The 17,094-nt window shown below is 55.6% G+C and carries 14 protein-coding genes; 2 read left to right on the top strand and 12 right to left on the bottom strand.

What is annotated here, in order from left to right; translation table 11 throughout:
* Positions 1 to 4 precede the first annotated feature (4 nt).
* The 5 genes from JSS75_01405 to JSS75_01385 all read right to left on the bottom strand — a co-directional run bounded on the left by JSS75_01405 (position 5) and on the right by JSS75_01385 (position 6,599).
* On the bottom strand, positions 5 to 1,846 hold the full coding sequence (locus JSS75_01405; GenBank protein ID MBS1902343.1) for a PD40 domain-containing protein: 1,842 nt from the start codon (positions 1,844 to 1,846) through the stop codon (positions 5 to 7).
* Between the two features lie 204 nt (positions 1,847 to 2,050).
* Positions 2,051 to 4,138, bottom strand: coding sequence for a T9SS type A sorting domain-containing protein (locus tag JSS75_01400; protein MBS1902342.1), 2,088 nt, complete (start codon positions 4,136 to 4,138; stop codon positions 2,051 to 2,053).
* 57 nt (positions 4,139 to 4,195) lie between these two features.
* Positions 4,196 to 4,462, bottom strand: a complete 267-nt coding sequence (locus JSS75_01395; protein MBS1902341.1) for an HPr family phosphocarrier protein — start codon at positions 4,460 to 4,462, stop codon at positions 4,196 to 4,198.
* 12 nt (positions 4,463 to 4,474) lie between these two features.
* Positions 4,475 to 5,434 (bottom strand): polyprenyl synthetase family protein, encoded by a 960-nt coding sequence (locus JSS75_01390; GenBank protein ID MBS1902340.1) that lies wholly within the window; start codon positions 5,432 to 5,434, stop codon positions 4,475 to 4,477.
* 79 nt (positions 5,435 to 5,513) lie between these two features.
* Complete coding sequence (locus tag JSS75_01385) at positions 5,514 to 6,599, bottom strand: type 2 isopentenyl-diphosphate Delta-isomerase (protein ID MBS1902339.1); 1,086 nt, start codon at positions 6,597 to 6,599, stop codon at positions 5,514 to 5,516.
* 117 nt (positions 6,600 to 6,716) lie between these two features.
* Between JSS75_01385 and JSS75_01380 the strand changes: the two genes are divergently transcribed.
* Positions 6,717 to 7,367, top strand: coding sequence for a hypothetical protein (locus tag JSS75_01380; GenBank protein MBS1902338.1), 651 nt, complete (start codon positions 6,717 to 6,719; stop codon positions 7,365 to 7,367).
* A 46-nt stretch (positions 7,368 to 7,413) separates the two neighbouring features.
* Positions 7,414 to 9,468, top strand: a complete 2,055-nt coding sequence (locus JSS75_01375) for a thioredoxin family protein (GenBank protein ID MBS1902337.1) — start codon at positions 7,414 to 7,416, stop codon at positions 9,466 to 9,468.
* Positions 9,469 to 9,480: 12 nt separating this feature from the next.
* Here JSS75_01375 and JSS75_01370 read toward each other — a convergent pair whose 3' ends face one another.
* From JSS75_01370 to gatB, 7 genes are all read right to left on the bottom strand, one after another.
* A complete protein-coding gene (locus JSS75_01370) occupies positions 9,481 to 10,089 on the bottom strand; it encodes a hypothetical protein (GenBank protein MBS1902336.1) in 609 nt (202 codons plus the stop codon).
* A gap of 242 nt (positions 10,090 to 10,331) precedes the next feature.
* Entirely contained in the window at positions 10,332 to 11,357 is a 1,026-nt protein-coding gene (locus JSS75_01365; GenBank protein ID MBS1902335.1) for an NAD-dependent epimerase/dehydratase family protein, read from the bottom strand.
* 6 nt (positions 11,358 to 11,363) lie between these two features.
* The gene (locus JSS75_01360; protein MBS1902334.1) at positions 11,364 to 12,308 is read right to left on the bottom strand and encodes a glycosyltransferase family 2 protein; all 945 of its coding nucleotides are present in this window, start codon (positions 12,306 to 12,308) and stop codon (positions 11,364 to 11,366) included.
* 6 nt (positions 12,309 to 12,314) lie between these two features.
* Entirely contained in the window at positions 12,315 to 14,162 is a 1,848-nt protein-coding gene (locus JSS75_01355; protein MBS1902333.1) for a bifunctional homocysteine S-methyltransferase/methylenetetrahydrofolate reductase, read from the bottom strand.
* A gap of 13 nt (positions 14,163 to 14,175) precedes the next feature.
* Positions 14,176 to 14,949: a triose-phosphate isomerase gene (locus tag JSS75_01350; protein MBS1902332.1), complete on the bottom strand. Its 774-nt coding sequence runs from the start codon at positions 14,947 to 14,949 to the stop codon at positions 14,176 to 14,178.
* A gap of 89 nt (positions 14,950 to 15,038) precedes the next feature.
* Positions 15,039 to 15,419: a four helix bundle protein gene (locus JSS75_01345; protein MBS1902331.1), complete on the bottom strand. Its 381-nt coding sequence runs from the start codon at positions 15,417 to 15,419 to the stop codon at positions 15,039 to 15,041.
* A 77-nt stretch (positions 15,420 to 15,496) separates the two neighbouring features.
* Positions 15,497 to 16,963 carry an Asp-tRNA(Asn)/Glu-tRNA(Gln) amidotransferase subunit GatB gene (gene gatB / locus JSS75_01340; GenBank protein ID MBS1902330.1) on the bottom strand — a complete coding sequence of 489 codons (1,467 nt, stop codon included), beginning with the start codon at positions 16,961 to 16,963 and terminating at the stop codon, positions 15,497 to 15,499.
* Positions 16,964 to 17,094 lie beyond the last annotated feature (131 nt).

Genomic DNA, 17,094 nt, shown 5'->3' with positions numbered 1-17,094 from the left:
CGGCTTATTTTCCGACGATACGAATTTCACAACGGCGGTTCTTTCTCCACGCCTCTTCGTTGCTCGACGGATCGAGCGGGTTGCTCTTGCCGTAACCTTTGACAACGGCCAACTGATTGGCCGGCACACCCTGCGATTGCAGATAGTCCTGCACTGCCTTTGCGCGCTTTTCCGAAAGCACGCGGTTGAGTTCTTCCGAGCCGCGCTCGTCGGTATATCCCTGTACTTCAAGCTTGACGTACGGATTGTCTTTCACCCGGCGGATAAAGTCGTTGAACTGCGGCAACTGGCTCGGCATCAGATCGTACTTCGCCGTTTCGAAGTTGACCGTGATCGGCTTAATCTCGTTCGGCGTCATGCGTATCTCTTTCGGGACCGTCACGCTCGCTTCACGCTTGAGCGGGATATCGTCGAGCGGCTGATAGTAGCCTTGATACTCATTCGCACTCGCGGCGATGCGATACTTCGCGCCGACTTTCGCATCGAAACCGAACGCGGCATCGGCGTCGGTCTGGACCGATTGTGTCCCGAGCGAATTACCGTTGGCGTCGATCTCTTCGAGCGTGACCTTTGCGTCGGCGATCTTCTTGTTCGTAAACAGGTCGGTCGTGTGGCCGACGATCCGAACCTTCGACGGGTTCAGCTTGATATCCTGTGAAAATCCGTTGGGGTCGAAAGCATCCGGCGTCTGTACTTCGACATTCCCCGATGCGTAACCGTCGGCCATGGCCGTGACACGAATCGGTTTGCCGATCGGAACATCCGCTTTGTAGTTCTTGGCCGAACCGGTATTCGTGATCGCTTCGCCGGTCGCCGAGATATTAATGCTTACATCGGCATTTGTTGCGATCGGTTGGCCGGTAACCGCATCGAGCACTCGGCCGCTGAATGCGATAAACTTGGGTTTCGGCTTCACCGGGTTCGGGACGATCTTCCAGATATCGAATCCGCCCTGGCCACCTTCACGATCCGAGGAAACATACACCGCATCCTCGCGCGACGGAATCGAAAAGAACAATTCGTTGGACTTCGTATTGACAGCGGCACCGAGATTCTTCGGCTCGGACCATTCGTTGTCGCCTTTGCGGTAGGTCACGTAAATATCATATCCCCCTTGTCCGCCCGAGCGGTCAGAGGCAAAATATAATGTCTGGTTATCACTGGCGATGAACGGAGAGACCTCGTTGGAGCCGGTGTTGATCTTTAGGTTTACCGGTTCGCTCCAATCGCCGGCGCTGTTGCGAGTCATCATATAGATGTCGCTTCCGCCTTCACCATGCTTTCGATCGCTCGAAAAGAAGAGCAACTGGCCATCCGACGAGATCGAGGGCTGACCTTCCCACCACTCGGAGTTGATCGGGGCGCCGAAGGGACGTAGGTTCTTGAGTTCGCCACCGTCGAGATCGCCCATGTACAGATCGCATGTCGAATAGATCCCGTCGGGGCGGTTGCAACACTGGACGACCGCCGTACGCCCGTCCGCAGCAACCGTCAGCACACTAATGCTTTGCTTGCCTTCGAGCTCGATCAGCAATTTTGGTGCGGACCACTCTGTAGACGACGAGCGGGTTGCAGAGAACAGGGCCGACCGATTGTTCAGCCGATAACTGGAAAAATAAATAGAGTTGCCGTCCGCACTCAGGAATGGTGCGGCTTCGTCGCTCGACGAGTTGAGACTCTTGACATTCTCCGCATGCGTCTGAGCGAAGCCACTGGCCATCATCTGTTTCGTGCTGTCCGTCTGCGCGAACAACACTGTGACGACAGAAAGTGAGAGAATGAATGCAACGAGCAAAGGAACAATACGTCGTGACGTCATCTCGTACTGCCGGATCTTATAATTCATGTTCACACACAACCGCCAACCCGGCTCTGTGGGGTCAGCAGAGCAGGTCGAGCATGAGTCGGAATAAATAACTAACGCTTCGTGAGCAAAAGCGTTCGCAATTAACCGCACGAATATACGAAATCAGGACTTACGGGGTCCCCTTAAACCGAAGGGCCCGTTTCCGCAATTCGTATGTAGGAACCGGCATTCACAGAGCTGCTATTACTGCCTTCTGACTGAAACGATGGAGTTACGGCCATCCGGGAAGTCGAACCGAACGAAAAACAGCCCCGCACCGATATGCTCCGGCTGTAGCGCAACACGATTACTTCCCGTTGTGAGCGGGAGGATCCCGGCATCAAACACTACATGACCAAGGATGTCGAACATCCGAACTCGTGCGTCGCAATCGGTTTCGACAGTCACAGTTGCATTGACCGTACCACGGAATGGGTTCGGATAGATGCTGACTTGATTCGCTGAGGAACCTGCTTCGCCTGCCGATGTACCGGCGCTTGCCGAAACCGGACGGCGCCAGACACCGGTAGTTGTCGTTCCGGCGTAGAGATAATCCCCGTCGGTTGCAAGCGAACTGACAGTGACCGATGTCATATCGTTTCCGTCAATGTCCCATGTGAACCCTCGGTCGGTCGAGAGGTACATGCCGTCGCCGCCGGCGTACACTGTGTCGCCGACGACTGCAAGCGAGCGGATCGACGTGAACATCAGCGTCGGTGACCAGGTAGCACCGCCATCGCTCGATGTAAAAATTCCCGACGCCGTACTTACGATGTGTATTCCATGGGTGCTCACCATTGAGAGGATATTCGTATCCGTCATCCCGCTGTTACTTGCCGACCACGATGCACCCCGATCGGTGCTGCGGAATACGCCGGTTGTCGTACCGGCAAAGATCGAATCGCCGACGACATTCAGCGATGTGAATGACTTTCGTGAGATCCCCACCGTATCGGCGGACCATGAGAACCCGTTATCGGTTGAATGGAATACGCCTTGGTTCGTCGATGCGACGAACAGTGTCGAGCCCTCGCCTGCGATGGCAGTGACCGCACGCGGCATCCCGGTTCGCAGTGTATCGGTACGCTTCCAGCTTCCTCCGTTATCGGTCGTTTTATAGACGTTACCTGCACCACAATAGATCGCCCCACCGAATACCGTGAGTGCATTCACTGACGTACTGCCGAACCCAATATCCGCGGGCGACCAGGTCGCGCCTCGATCGAACGAGCGATACGCGCCCGAGGATTGCGTGCCAGCAATCACCGCACCCGGTGCAACAACCATCGATTGTGTCGTCGCGAACCAACCGGGTTGCTTGACAGCCGCAAACGTGAAATGCTCTCCCAGATCGTTCGATACAAACGGCCCGGCGCTCGTCCCAAGCGCAAGCAGATTGCCGGTTGCGCTGATGCCCTGAATGCCGAGTGTCGTCAAGTCGGCACCAATCGTCTTCCATGTTTTGCCGTCGTCGTCGGAACGCCATAAACCGACATAGGGAGCGAACACATATAAGTGGCTGCCGTCGCTGGCGATCTGCGCCGACACGTGGGTCGGTGCCGTCGAGAGGAACGACCATGTCGCGCCGTTATCGGTGCTCGCGAAGAGACTATCGACCGCCTGATTGGTGTTCATGCCGTAGATCAGCGTATTCCCATGCACCACGAGTCCGCCGCCGGTCGCTCTCGGCAAACCGGTATTGGACTGCGCCCAGTTGAATCCGCCGTCACCACAGCGCATGATGCCTTTCCCGCTCGTTGCAACGACGATCATTCCGTTGCGGGCAACGGCAGCCGTCACCTGCTGAACGCCGCTGACCCCGGTATCGCGAGGCGACCATCGGGCCACTGCCGTATCGATGATGTAACAACTCAGGTTGCTTCCGATCGCGAATACGCTATCGTTCGAGGTCACAAGCCGCGTAATGATGTTGCGATTGATAAACCCGCTGTCGACCACTTTCCATGCACCCGTTCCCTCTGCAGAGATGTAGAGATCGCGAGCCGGCGATATGATATACAACGCAGACGACGTGCCCGCTGCCGACGAGATGCCGATCGACGGAACACTGCCGTTGAAATACATCCAGTTTTGCCCGGCATCAGCCGAGCGATAGATCTTCGCGTTCGTGAAGCTCGTCAGCGATGCGTAGAGATTGCCGTTATATTGATAGACGAATCCGGCAGGGCCGGAATGGGGGCCGTCGAGTTGAGTCCATTGCGCATGGGTAAGCGACGATGCCAGTGCGACGAAGAGTACGGCCGCAGCCGTACGCAGGAAAGAATTCTTCATAGTGACGATACTCTACGATGGAAAACGAGCGAGTGCAGGATTCGCCGGGTGTGGCGGCTACATCTCTTCGAACCCGCGATCGAAATAGTCGCAGACGGCTTCGGCCATCTGCTCTTCATCCGGCCCGTCGAAGCTCACCTCCAGGCTGGTCCCCTGTGCGGCTGCAAGCGTCATCACCCCAATGATCGATTTCCCGTTGATCTGGAAACCGGCATTGTTGATGAAAAAATCGGACTGGAATTCGCTCGCCAGTTTGACGATCGCTGCAGCAGGACGGGTGTGGAGTCCTGCACGGTTCTTGACGGTAACTTCTCGTGTGATCACGCGTTCGAAAAATTAAGTGCTGCGCGTTAGCAAATAGTCTGCGAAGGATAATAAAGCGTTTCGCTGGCCTTCGTGTTCCAACTCTTTCAGGGCCGTCGTTGCCAGATCGGTATGTACTGCGATCATCCGCTGGGTTTCCGAGATCGCCGACAGGCGCGTACACATCTCCCGAACGGCAGGAATATCGTCGAAGGTTGCCCGACGCTCGGCAATCGCCGTCACCAGGGCAATGTCTGCCTCGCTTCGTGCAGCCGCCTGCGCAGAAAGGAACAGAAACGTCCGTTTGCCTTCGACGATGTCGCCGCCGATCGTCTTACCGAAATCATCGGCGGCAGTCAGGTCGAGCAGATCGTCGCGCAACTGAAACGCAAGGCCCAGATGATGTGCGAAGGTTCTCAACGCCTCGACATTTGTTCCGCCTGCACTATACGCGCCGAGCACCGCCGCAAGCTCGATCATCTTCGCGCTTTTGAGATCGATCATTCGGAAATAATCGCCCACTCCGATGTTCGCGCTGGTTTCGAATTCTTTGTCGAGCGCCTGCCCTTCGCAGACGTAGCGGAAACCGGCGGCGAACTCGGCCATCATCGACGAGGCATGCTCGTAGTTACCAGCGGCAAGCGCAGATTCGGCAAGCGCCACCAGAACGTCGCCGGAGAGAATTGCCGTATTGACATCCCATTGTTCATGGACGGTCGCTCGGCCTCTGCGGGTTGCGGCATTGTCCATGATGTCGTCATGCACGAGCGTAAACGTATGCAGCATCTCGACTGCACATGCCGCAGGGAGCCACTGCAACGAGGTTGTGTCATTCGCCGCGAGATACGTCAGTGCCGGGCGCAAGCGCTTGCCGCCGGCATCGAGAATATAGCGGACCGGATCGTACAAACTACGAGGTGCCTCCGGCACGAGCAAACGCATGTGCCGATCTACCTCGGTCTGTACAACAGTTAGCAGTTCTTTGGTCGTCATCGAATCTCGCTCACGTGCAGCAAACGCTCAGCTTGCGTACTCCGGCACGATACCGGAATGTTCGCCCGATCGTCGCTCATCAGACCGTATATAACACTTGCTTGGCAAGTTCTGTCGTTGTTTTCGCACCACAAAGCAGCATGCTCATCCGAAGCTGTGTCAAGATTGCTTCGACGTGATCGACAAGCGCCGATTCGCCGTGATCGGCCAGCGACTTGATCAGCGGCTGGGCCATTCCGGCCAGATCAGCTCCGAGGGCGATCGACTTCGCAACATCCACCCCGGAACGGATTCCCCCGCTTGCGATCAGACCGAATGTCATCGACTCGCGCAATTCCTTCACGGCGCGCAGTGCGTCGACGGTCGGTATCCCCCAGTCCCAAAACTGTTCGAATGTCGAGCGCGAGGCCGAACTGCGACGCAGGATCTCGACACCAGCCCAACTCGTCCCGCCCGAGCCGGCAACGTCGATCGCCAGCACACCGCTATCGAGGAGTCTCTTTGCAACCGATTGCGAGATACCGGCACCGACTTCTTTCGCAATGATCGGAACATGCAGATGCTTCGCTGCCGCTTCGATTCCGGCAAGCACACCGCGAAAATCGCGGGCTCCCTCTGGCTGCATTAGCTCTTGTAGTGGGTTCAGATGAACGATGAGTGCATCGGCCTGCACCAACTCGACGATGCGTTCGAGCGAATCGATTTTCCCGCTGGCGTTGAGTGCCGCCACTTCGACCCCGCCGATGTTCGAGAACACAAGCCCGTCGGGATGTTCCTTGCGCACGACAGAGAACGACTTGTGAAATTTCTTATTCTCGAGCGCTTGCCGTGCCGAACCGATGCCGATCGCAAGCCCGAACTTCCGGGCTGCACGCGCAAGTGCGCCGTTGATCTTCTCTGCTTCATCGTATCCGCCCGTCATCGACGAAATCAGGAGTGGCGCATCGAGATGCTTGCCGAAAAACAGCGTCGACGTATCGATTTCGGTGAGCGACAATTCGGGCAGCGCGTTATGTTCGAAACGCAACGCCTCGAATCCGCTCGCATGCCGGTGCGAAACGTTGTTCGCCACGACGAGATCGACATGCTCGGCCTTGCGCGAGACCGTCGCGGTTGCTCGCTTCGGATATGCGTTTGATTCGCGCCGTTTATTTTTCTTTCCCACGGATAGTCGCTGTAATAACTATAAAATTACGGAATTCGACGTACGCGCCTCCAGAGTCCGTTGTGGCGGTGGGTTACAATGGCGGGAACGCGGAGCACCGGTAAGGGTTTAGAGTGCATGATGTTTCGAGCAGCATTCGATGCGAACGAGCGTTCCGGCGGCGCCAGCAAGCGCCTGAGCGAACGATATGGAATACCCGAGAGCGAGGTACAGAACCTGCTCTATGGAACACAATCTGCATCCGCCCCGAATATACCGCTGCCATCTGTGAAAGGAGAGCCTGCCATGCCGACCGCTGTTGAACGTAACTCCCGTTGGAATCCGGTTTCCATTCTTGGTGCGCTCCTCGGCGTCGTAGGGGTGCTCTCGCTCGTCGTGGTAATTATGATGCTCCAGCGTGATCGCATGCCGGAACTGCCTGCAACGACAATGCACCATCTGCAGATGCCGCCCGAAATGCCGCCACAGGCACCGCCTCCTGCGCCGGAATCCGGCATGGCCGCAGCCGCCCCGAAGATAGATTCATGCTGCATGCCATCGAGCCCAAAGACGACCGAAGAAACGTCCGCAAACGAACCGAGTTCTGAGAAGCCGAGCACAACACCGAAAAAGAGACGTACGGTCTCTCACCCACGATCAACCGGCTATTCGACAACCAACAGTATGGAAGCCGAGGAACACCTTGCCGAACTCCGTGCCGAAGGAAATGCCAAGGCCAAAATTTCGTCATCGACCAAGAATGGCGTGACGACCTACACCGTGCGCTGAGCTTCTAACGGACACCAACAGACGGGTACTCGTGTTATCGGTTCCGGTGAAGCAAAATCCGATTATCTTCCTTCTTGTCGCAGTCGCGCTCCTGTGGGGCAGCGTCAGCGCGTATGCACAATCCGCCGGTTCGATCCGTAATAAATACGCCACGGATTCGACCAAACTCACCCTTTCGGTCGATCCGAAAGCCGAGATCGTACAGGGAAAGACATTCGAGGCCAAACTCCATTTCAAGCTGCGCAAGTATTGGCATATCTACAATATGAAGTCGGGCGAGAATGCCAGCGTCCCGCTCAAGATTGCCATCCCGGACGAGCTCAAGAAAAATTTTCAGATCGTCGATATCAAAGAAACGGGCCCGGTCGTTTCCCATCATGACGATGAACTCAATGAGACGACACTCGCGCACTATAAGGATTTCGATGCTATCGTTACGGTAAAGGTCAAACCCGGCGCACCGACAGGCCCGACCGACTTCTACCTTTGGACGTTCTATCAAGCGTGCGACACCTCGACCTGCATCCCCCCGAGTACGTACACCGTCCCGCGTTTCTTCCTCGGTGAGAAGGCGCTGAAGATCGAGATCAAGAAAGGCGACGGCACGGAAGTCGCATCTGCGCCGGACACAACCACTGCCGTTGCTCCAATTGCAGAGAAGCACGATACGTCCGTCAAGGCCGCCCCGCCTGCAACAAACACCGATGCGACGACCGCCGAAGGGTTGAAGAATCTTGCCGACACCTCGATCTGGCAGTTCATTCTTGCAGCCATAGGATTCGGGTTGCTCGCGCTCGTCACGCCCTGCGTATTTCCGATGATCCCGATCACCGTGAGCTTTTTTACCAAGCGAAATCAAGGTTCGCGAAAGCATGCGGTCAAAGACGCATCCTTCTACGCGCTCGGAATTATCGGCACGTTCGTGGCGCTGGGCTTCCTGCTTGCGCTGGTGATGGGGCCTGCGGGCATCAATAAGTTTGCGGCGAACCCCTGGGTGAACGTCTTCATCGCCGTGATCTTCGTCGCCTTTGCGCTCAACCTCTTCGGCCTCTTCGAGCTTGGCGTTCCGTCGTCGGTGCTGACGAAGCTGCACATGAAGGCGCATTCGTCCGACAACAAGATCGGCTCGGTGATCCTGATGGGCTTCGTCTTTTCTCTTACGAGTTTTACGTGCACCGTACCGTTCGTCGGAACGCTAATGGTCTCGTTCTCGCGCGGGGCATGGTTCGTGCCGATGCTCGGCATGCTGGTCTTTGCCAGTGTCTTTGCACTTCCCTTCTTCTTGCTCGCACTCTTCCCGTCTGCGATGAAGGCCATGCCGAAATCAGGCGGCTGGCTCAATAGTGTGAAAGTGGTGATGGGCTTCCTGGAGATTGCGGCAGCGATGAAATTCATCGCAAACGTCGATCTCGTGTACAAGTGGGGTTTCTTCACCCGCGACTTTGTGCTTGCAACGTGGATGGCAATCATGGTCGTCACGACGATGTATCTGCTCGGACGCTTCAACTTGCCTCACGATACTCCGAGCCAGCACATCGGGCCGATCCGCGCCGTCTTCGCGATCATGTTTCTGACGTTCGGTATCTATCTCTTCAACGGCCTCGGCGGCAGGCCGCTCGGCGAACTCGACGGCTTCTTGCCGCCGCAACTCGATAACGGAACGGTGTCCGTAGCACGAGCAGGGATTGGGCCGGGAGCTGCGCTGGCGGCGAACGAATTACATTGGTTTCCCCGCTATAGCGAAGCACTTGCGGAAGCGAAGCGAACCGGGAAGAACGTCTTCATCGACTTCACGGGCTATCAGTGCACAAACTGCCGCGCGATGGAGGCAACGATCTTCAAACAGCAGGAAGTGCAGGGACTCTTCAAGCAGTATGTGCTTGCACGTCTGTACGCCGACGACGGAAGTCCGCTCAACGATTCGAACCGCAACATGGAGGAAGCGCGCTTCAACACGATCGCGCAGCCGTATTATGCTATCATCTCGCCGGACGATAAGCCGCTGGCAACCTTCCCCGGTTTTACCCGCGACTTGCCCGCATTCCTAAACTTCCTCAAGCCGCACGCCGACGGCACGCAAAAGCAAGTAGCCGAGCGGTAATCGCAGGCGCTCTTACCACGCATACCCAATATCGAATCGCAACGCCGGCACGCCGCCGTTATACGATCCGAACATCACACCCGACGTACTGCCGTTGAGAAAATAACGGTCGTACCCTATGCCGAGACCGATCGCGAAGTCGTCGCCCGGAAACCACTGCCATCCCAGAAGGACACCGACCGAGAATGTCGTTGCAGAGACGCTGTTATTGGCATATGTATCCGTAGAACTCAGCGAATTGAAGGACACGTTCGGTGCAATATAGAAGCCACGAAGCGCATGTTTGGACGGATAGAACCGAAGTTCTGCATTCGCACCGAATCCGCTGATTCCCGAAAGCGTCGGGGTCTGCAAACCGATCCCGCCTGCGATTCGCTCACTGAATGCATGGTAGTACGATAGGTTGTAGAACACGAAAAACTTCAGCGGATTCACGACGAGCATGTCGTGGCGAGGAGTTACATCTTCAACTTTCTTTTCCTCGACGTAACTCCGTACCGTTTTCACGCCGGTCGTCGAATCGACTTCCGTACGTGTACCCGTCGTGCGCTCCTGTGCAAAGACGGAACCGGCACAAACACATACGACCGCGACAATGACAAACAGACAAATACGGGACATGGACAATCTTGGTACGATGATAACGACCACCGCGGGCGATCCGGGGCGACCACGATTAAATTAACGACACTACAACTAAAAAGTTTCTACTCAGGAATTCCCCGCAGCGGCTCAGTTTGAAGTTGTCTAAATACTTGTCATTACCTGTCATTCTGAGCGAAGCGAAGAATCCCTGTGGCGGAGCCTCACAGCGTTTCATCAAGGGATTCTTCGCGTTGCTCAGAATGACAATTGGAAAACAGTCAAAACTGGGTCATTGCTGAATTCCCCGCAGCGGCGACTCTCCAGCTCGGCGGCAGGTTCTTTTCGATCTCAATGCCTTCGAATGGCTTTGTCGAACGCGACCCGACCGACTTGACCCACTCGGCCATCCGCGCGATCCCCTCGTCGAGCGATACTTCACTTGCAATGCCGAACGCCTTCTTCACCTTTTCGTGATCGCTCCATGCATCGACAACTTCGTTGCGTGCCGGGAGATAATTGATCGGCGCATCGGAGCCCATCGCTTTCATGACCGACGTTGCAAGCTGGTTGACGGTGTACACTGTATCGGCGCCGACATTATACACTTCGTTTCTCGCTGCGTCGAGTGTTGCGCTTCTGGCAATGATCGGCGCGACGTCGGCGATGTAGCTGAATGCACGCTTCTGCTCGCCGTCTCCGAAGACCGTCAGCGGCTCACCCCGCAGGATCTGATTCATGAAAATACCGATCACGTTGCGGTACTTATCGCCGGTGTTTTGGCGCTCGCCATAGACGTTATGCGGACGGAAGATCACATAATCGAGGCCGAACATCTCATGCGACGCTTTCAGATCGAGTTCAACCGAATACTTCGCAATGCCGTACGAATCTTCCGGCTGCGGAACGAGATCCTCGCGCATCGGAAGCTGATTCTTCCCGTAGACCGCGATCGAGCTCGTGAAGATGAAGCGCTTAACCTCGTGCTTAACCGATTCGTTTATGAGGTTGACCGAGCCGATGACGTTATTCGTATAGTTGAACCGCTTGATAAAGTGCGAGAGCCCTTCTGCGGCGTATGCGGCGAGATGAAATACGTAGTCGAATTTGTATTCGTTGAAGATGCGCGAGAGCTTGCGATCGTCTACGACGCTTCCTTCGATGAACGTCGCCTTCGGGTTGACGTTATCGACAAAGCCGCCCGAAAGGTCATCGTACGCAACGACGGTATGCCCGTCGGCAAGTAATGCATCAACAACATGCGAACCGATGAAGCCCGCCGCACCTGTCACTAAACTGGTCGCCATGAGATTCTATGGGCGGATATATCCGCGTTCTTTAAGTCCTTGCATTCCGCGATACCCGCGGAAGTAATCGATGATGCCGAACACAAGTGCTTTTGCGCCGCGAAAGTTCTTCGAGCGAAGCAGATCCACATAAAAATTCAGCAGGTAGAGCGGATAGAACGCAATATAGCGAAGCCATACCGACCCATGAAAATGCTTGCGCGCAAAGATAAAGCTGTTACGCGTTTGCATATACATATAAAACGGCGTCTCTTTCCCGTGCGGTGCGCTTTTGAAGTTATGGTAGATCACCGCCCGGGGTTCGTACCAGCAGGAGTATCCACGCTCGCGTGCGCGCATACACCAATCGGATTCTTCCCAATAAATGAAGTATTCCTTCGAGAGTCCCCCGAGCGTCTTGATTAGATCCCCTCTCATGAGCATCAAACAGCCCGACGCATACTCCGTCGTACACGCCGTATCGAACTGGCCCCGATCCTCTTCGAAGACACCGACATGATGATATCCGGTATGCCACTTTTGGAATGCGCCTGCATACCATATGATTTTATCACGCCCACCCATTGCGGACGGATAATAGTATATCTTCCCACTGACGGCCGCGATGGTATCGAGAGAGAGCAGTCGTTCGACAAGCGGTTCGAGAAACCCCGGTGTGATGATTGTGTCGTTGTTCAGCAGCAGTACATGATCGCAACCGTGGCTCATCGAATATTCGATGCCGATATTGTTGCCACCGGTAAACCCAAGATTCTCTTCGCTGCGAAGATGAGTGACGGCAGGAAATTCCTCGCGCAAACGGTAGCCCGTACCGTCGGTCGAACCGTTATCGACGACGATGATCTCCGCGTTCGGGTAGGTCATCGACTCGAGCGACTGCAGACACAACGCAGAGTCAGCGTATGCATTCAAATGCACGAGGACAATCCCGATGCGTGGCGTCTGCTGCATGTCCGATTACAGACGATCGAGGATCTCGACCGCCATCGCGTACTTCTTAAACGGCGGCATCAAATATGCTCCGTCGATCAGCGGCTTTGCATCCCGGAGGAATTCGACGCAAATCTCCACGCCCTCGGCCGATTGTGCTTCGACGTTGTGTTTCGACGCGAGCCGGTCATGAATCCAGGTCGGGATATTCATACCGGGCACTTCGTAATGCAGAAACTCGGCATGACGTACACTGCGCAACGGCAAGATGCCGAGCATGATCGCTGCCTTCTGACGAAACGGTTTGATGCGATCGAGGAAATTCTCGAGGATGCTCATTTCGAATACCGGCTGAGTGAAAATCACTTCACATCCTTCGGCTACTTTCTGTTCGAGACGGGCGATCTCGGTATCCATATCGTCGGCTACCGGATTGCATCCGCACGAGACCATGAAATGCGTAGCGTGTTGATGCTGTCCGATAACGGGGTTCCCCATCAAGTCGCGCCCGGCGTTCATCGAACTGAGCGCCCGGATAAGCCCGATGGCGTCGATATCATAGACGCTCGTTGCATACGGGAAGTCCCCGATCTGCGCAGGATCGCCGGTAACGGCAAGAATATTGCGAACGCCGAGTAATTCTGCGCCAAGCAGCTCGCTCTGTAAGCCGACCATATTATGGTCGCGGCATGCAAGATGGGTGATGACCTCGATGCCGCATTCCTGCTGCACCAAATGCGAGAGCATGATCGACGACACTCGCAAACGCGCACGCGCGCCGTCGGAGATATTCACTGCATCGATCCCTGTTCCGGCCAGATACTTCGCGCCGTCGAGGACACTCGACATATCGAGACCTCGTGGAATATCGAGCTCGACCGTTGCAAGAAACTTCTTCCCGATGTTGCGCTTGAAGTTCGAAAACTTTCCATCGTCGTGCGAGCCGTTGACCGCCTCGTGCTTCGTTTCGATCACCTCAACCTTGACGGGCTGCACGTGTTCACCCTTGACTGCTTTCGCGATCTCACGAATGTGATCCGGCGAAGCTCCGCCGAACGCGCCAATGATCGAAACACCGGCCTCGAGAAGCCGCTTTGCGCTCGATGCTACATATTCGGCCGTCGCATTGTAGATCGCTCGACCGCCGACAAGTGTAGGAATTCCGATATCGGGTTGTGCCGAGAGCGGGATCTCGGGCACTGCGAATGCTTTCACGATCGTCAACATCCGCTGCGGGCCGACCGTACCATTCGTACCGATCACCGTCACGCCGAGTTCGACCAGACGCTCTGCAACCTTGCGAGCATAATCCGTTGCCAGCAACGAACCGTCTTCCGGGAATGTCTTCTGCGCGATGATGGGCAGATCGGGTGCCACCTTCTTCGCCGCTTCCACTGCAATCTCGAGCTCGCGCAGTTCGATAAAGCTACGTAGCAGCAATACGTCTGGCCCGCCATCGGCAAGTGCACGGATCTGTTCTTCGAACGACACACGAACGGCATCCGGCTTTGCAGGGCCGAGCGGAGAAAGATACTTCCCAACCGGACCGACAACGCCGGCAACAAGCAAATTGGATTCGGCGGCAACACTGCGTGCGAGCCACACCCCTTTACGATTGATTTCGTACGCTTTTTGGCGCAACCCGTTGCGTTCGAGCGCAAGCGGCGAGGCATGTTCGGTATTCGAACAAATCAGTTCGGCGCCTGCTTTCGCAAACTCGCGGTGCGCATGTTCAACGGCAACCGATTTGGCGATGTTCAGCGCCTCGATCGGCGTAGCGACAATACCTTGTGCGGCGAGCGCCACATCCATCGAACCGTCGGTGACGATCGGATTCGTTGTTGCCGATGCGAGTCGCTTGAGAAATCTGTTCACGCGTGGGTATTGCTTATGAGGCGGCAACCGCAGAGCGGATGATGGAAACAAACGAAGCAGCTACAAGCGCGGCGCCGCCGATGAGTCCGCCGTCGATATCGGGCTGCGCGAGCAGATCGGCAGCATTCTTGTCGTTCATGCTGCCGCCATAGAGAATCTGCACACGACCGGCAACGGCATCGTCGAATAATTTGCCAAGTTCTTGACGGATGAACGAATGTGCGTCCTGCGCGATCTCGGGCGTCGCCGTCTTCCCCGTGCCGATTGCCCACACGGGTTCGTATGCGATCGTGACTTGATGCATCTGCATCGGCGTGATATCGCGAAGTCCACCACGGAGTTGTTCGAGCAAGACTTCAAACGTTCGTTGCAGTTCGCGCTCTTCGAGTGTCTCACCGATACACAGGATCGGTTTGAGTCCGGCAGCAAGCGCGGCGATCATCTTCTTGTTGATGAACTCGTTGTTCTCGCCAAAGAGTGTGCGGCGTTCGCTGTGGCCGAGAATGACATATGTACACCCGGCTTCGACGAGCATACGCGGCGAGATCTCGCCGGTGAAGGCGCCTTTCTGTTGATGATGACAGTTCTGCGCACCAATCGCGATCTGCACGCCCCGGCCGCTTACCAGTCCATGTACCGCTGCAATCGACGTGAACGGCGGACACACCCCGATCTCGACGGACTTGAACGAGTCATCCCAATGCCCTACAATACCGGAGATGATGTCGCTCGCTTCGGACGCTGCGCCGTTCATCTTCCAGTTACCGCACACAAATTTGCGTCTCATGAACAGGTGTGGTAAAGTGCTGAGTGCTAAGTGCTAAGTGCTGAGTGCTAAGTGCTAAGTGCTGAGTGCCGAGTGTTATTGTTGTAGTTCTAAAATCCTGATTTTGGGTTGCGTTGAATGCTCGAACGCAATCCGTTAATGATCCTTCCGGTCTCTTCACAGAGCGACTTCAACTCCGCAAACCGCTCCTCAGAAAGATATTCTGCATCCAACGCTACATATAATTGACTTCTGACCTCGCCGCACGATCCTTTGGCTATAGATAGAAACTGATGCAACTCAGCTCGTCGTCCTCGCTCAAATCCTTCGGCAATGTTGGACATTACAGAAACAGATGCGCGCTGAATTTGTCCTGCAAGCCCAAAGTCCTTCGAGAATCGGCCGGTCCGCGTTACTTGATACACTTCGCGCGTTAACACTCGGGCTTTCTGCCACGCAATCAGATCCTCAAATCGTTCTATCTTTGCCATTGCTGACCTCCTTACATGTAGGTTGAACTGTATACTAAGCACTAAGCACTAAGCACTAAGCACTAAGCACTCAGCACTCAGCACTTCTCAATCTCTTGCTTCACTAATTCGTTCAACAGTGTCGGATTTGCTTTGCCGCCCATGGCCTTCATCGTCTGACCGACGAAGAAGCCAAGTAATGCGACCTTGCCGGCTTTGTACTTCGAAAGATTATCGCCGTTGTTTGCGAGCACGGTTTTGATGGCCTCGCGCAGTGCGCCTTCGTCGGAAACCTGTACCATCCCTCGCTCCTCGACGATCTGCTTCGGCGACTTCGCCGACCCCAATAGCTCGGGCAGGAGATCTTTGGCAATTTTATTCGAGATCGTGGACTTCGACACCAGCGTTATCAGCTCGGCTAAGTGCCTCGGATCCAGGCCGAGCGTTGCAATGCTCTTTTTCTGCTCGGTGAGCATACGCATCACATCGCCCATCGTATAGTTCGAGATCGCCTTGATGTCCTCGGCATTGCGACTCTCGAGCGCAAGCACGGCATTCTCAAAAAAATCTGCGATCGCTTTATCGACGGTGAGCACATCGGCGTCGTATTTCGGCAACGAATACTCGTGCACAAATCGGTCTCGGCGTTCGCGCTGCAGTTCGGGGATTTGTGTGCGGGTCTCTTCGATGTACTCGCTCGTGATCGTGACCGGAAGCAGATCCGGCTCCGGGAAGTAGCGGTAGTCGTGCGCTTCTTCCTTCGTACGCATCGCCCGTGTGACGCCTTTGTTCGCATCGAACATCATCGTCTCGTGTATGACAGGCTGCCCGGCCTCAAGCAAGCCAATCTGCCGTTCGATCTCGGATTGGATCGCGCGCTGCACGTTGCGGAAGGAGTTCAGATTCTTCACCTCGGTCTTCTGCCCGAACTGCGGGCTCCCTTTGAGCCGTACAGAGACGTTCGCATCGCAGCGAAGCGAGCCCTCTTCCATATTCCCGTCGCAGATACCGAGGTACGTGACGATCGCCTTGATCGCAGTGAGATATGCGTACGCTTCGTCGCTCGAGCGCATGTCCGGTTCGCTGACGATCTCGATCAACGGCACGCCCGCGCGATTGAGATCGACGAGCGTCTCGCTGCCGAAATCGTGGATCGACTTGCCGGAATCCTCCTCCATGTGAATTCGGGTGATGCCGATACGCTTGAGTGCGCCATCCGGCAGCTCCGCTTCGATCCAGCCGCCATGACAGATGGGCGTCTCATACTGCGAGATCTGGTAGCCCTTCGGCAGATCGGGGTAGAAGTAATTCTTGCGTGCGAAGATCGAATGCTCGCGGATATGGCAATGCGTCGCTATCCCCATACGCACGATAAACCGCACGAGGTTTTCGTTGAGCACGGGTAATGTCCCGGGATGCCCAAGGCAGACGGGGCACGTGCGTGAGTTCGGCGGCGCTCCAAATTCGGTCGAGCACGTACAGAATGCCTTTGACTTCGTCAGCATCTGCGCATGCACCTCAAGCCCGATCACGGGTTCGTATTTCTGCAGGAGTTCGGTATCCATGGTTCTGTAAGCTATGGCTAACAGATAGGATACTTACAGGGTTCGGACGGGAGCGAATCGAGAGTGGCTCGGTTTCGACATTATCCACATTGTCATTCTGAGCGAGGCGAAGAATCCCTCGATGAAACCCT

Source organism: Bacteroidota bacterium, assembly GCA_018266755.1.
In the GTDB taxonomy this organism is placed as follows: Bacteria; Bacteroidota; Ignavibacteria; order Palsa-1295; family Palsa-1295; genus JAFDZW01.
This window is presented reverse-complemented; position numbering and strand designations above follow the sequence as displayed.

Excerpts from the sequence above, each read along its gene's own strand:
- gatB (MBS1902330.1), bottom strand. The coding sequence starts at position 16,963 with ATGGATACCGAACTCCTGCAGAAATACGAACCCGTGATCGGGCTTGAG.
- JSS75_01405 (MBS1902343.1), bottom strand. The coding sequence starts at position 1,846 with ATGAATTATAAGATCCGGCAGTACGAGATGACGTCACGACGTATTGTT.
- JSS75_01390 (MBS1902340.1), bottom strand. The coding sequence starts at position 5,434 with ATGACGACCAAAGAACTGCTAACTGTTGTACAGACCGAGGTAGATCGG.
- JSS75_01365 (MBS1902335.1), bottom strand. The coding sequence starts at position 11,357 with ATGGCGACCAGTTTAGTGACAGGTGCGGCGGGCTTCATCGGTTCGCAT.
- JSS75_01400 (MBS1902342.1), bottom strand. The coding sequence starts at position 4,138 with ATGAAGAATTCTTTCCTGCGTACGGCTGCGGCCGTACTCTTCGTCGCA.
- JSS75_01360 (MBS1902334.1), bottom strand. The coding sequence starts at position 12,308 with ATGCAGCAGACGCCACGCATCGGGATTGTCCTCGTGCATTTGAATGCA.
- JSS75_01345 (MBS1902331.1), bottom strand. The coding sequence starts at position 15,419 with ATGGCAAAGATAGAACGATTTGAGGATCTGATTGCGTGGCAGAAAGCC.
- JSS75_01380 (MBS1902338.1), top strand. The coding sequence starts at position 6,717 with ATGATGTTTCGAGCAGCATTCGATGCGAACGAGCGTTCCGGCGGCGCC.
- JSS75_01370 (MBS1902336.1), bottom strand. The coding sequence starts at position 10,089 with ATGTCCCGTATTTGTCTGTTTGTCATTGTCGCGGTCGTATGTGTTTGT.
- JSS75_01350 (MBS1902332.1), bottom strand. The coding sequence starts at position 14,949 with ATGAGACGCAAATTTGTGTGCGGTAACTGGAAGATGAACGGCGCAGCG.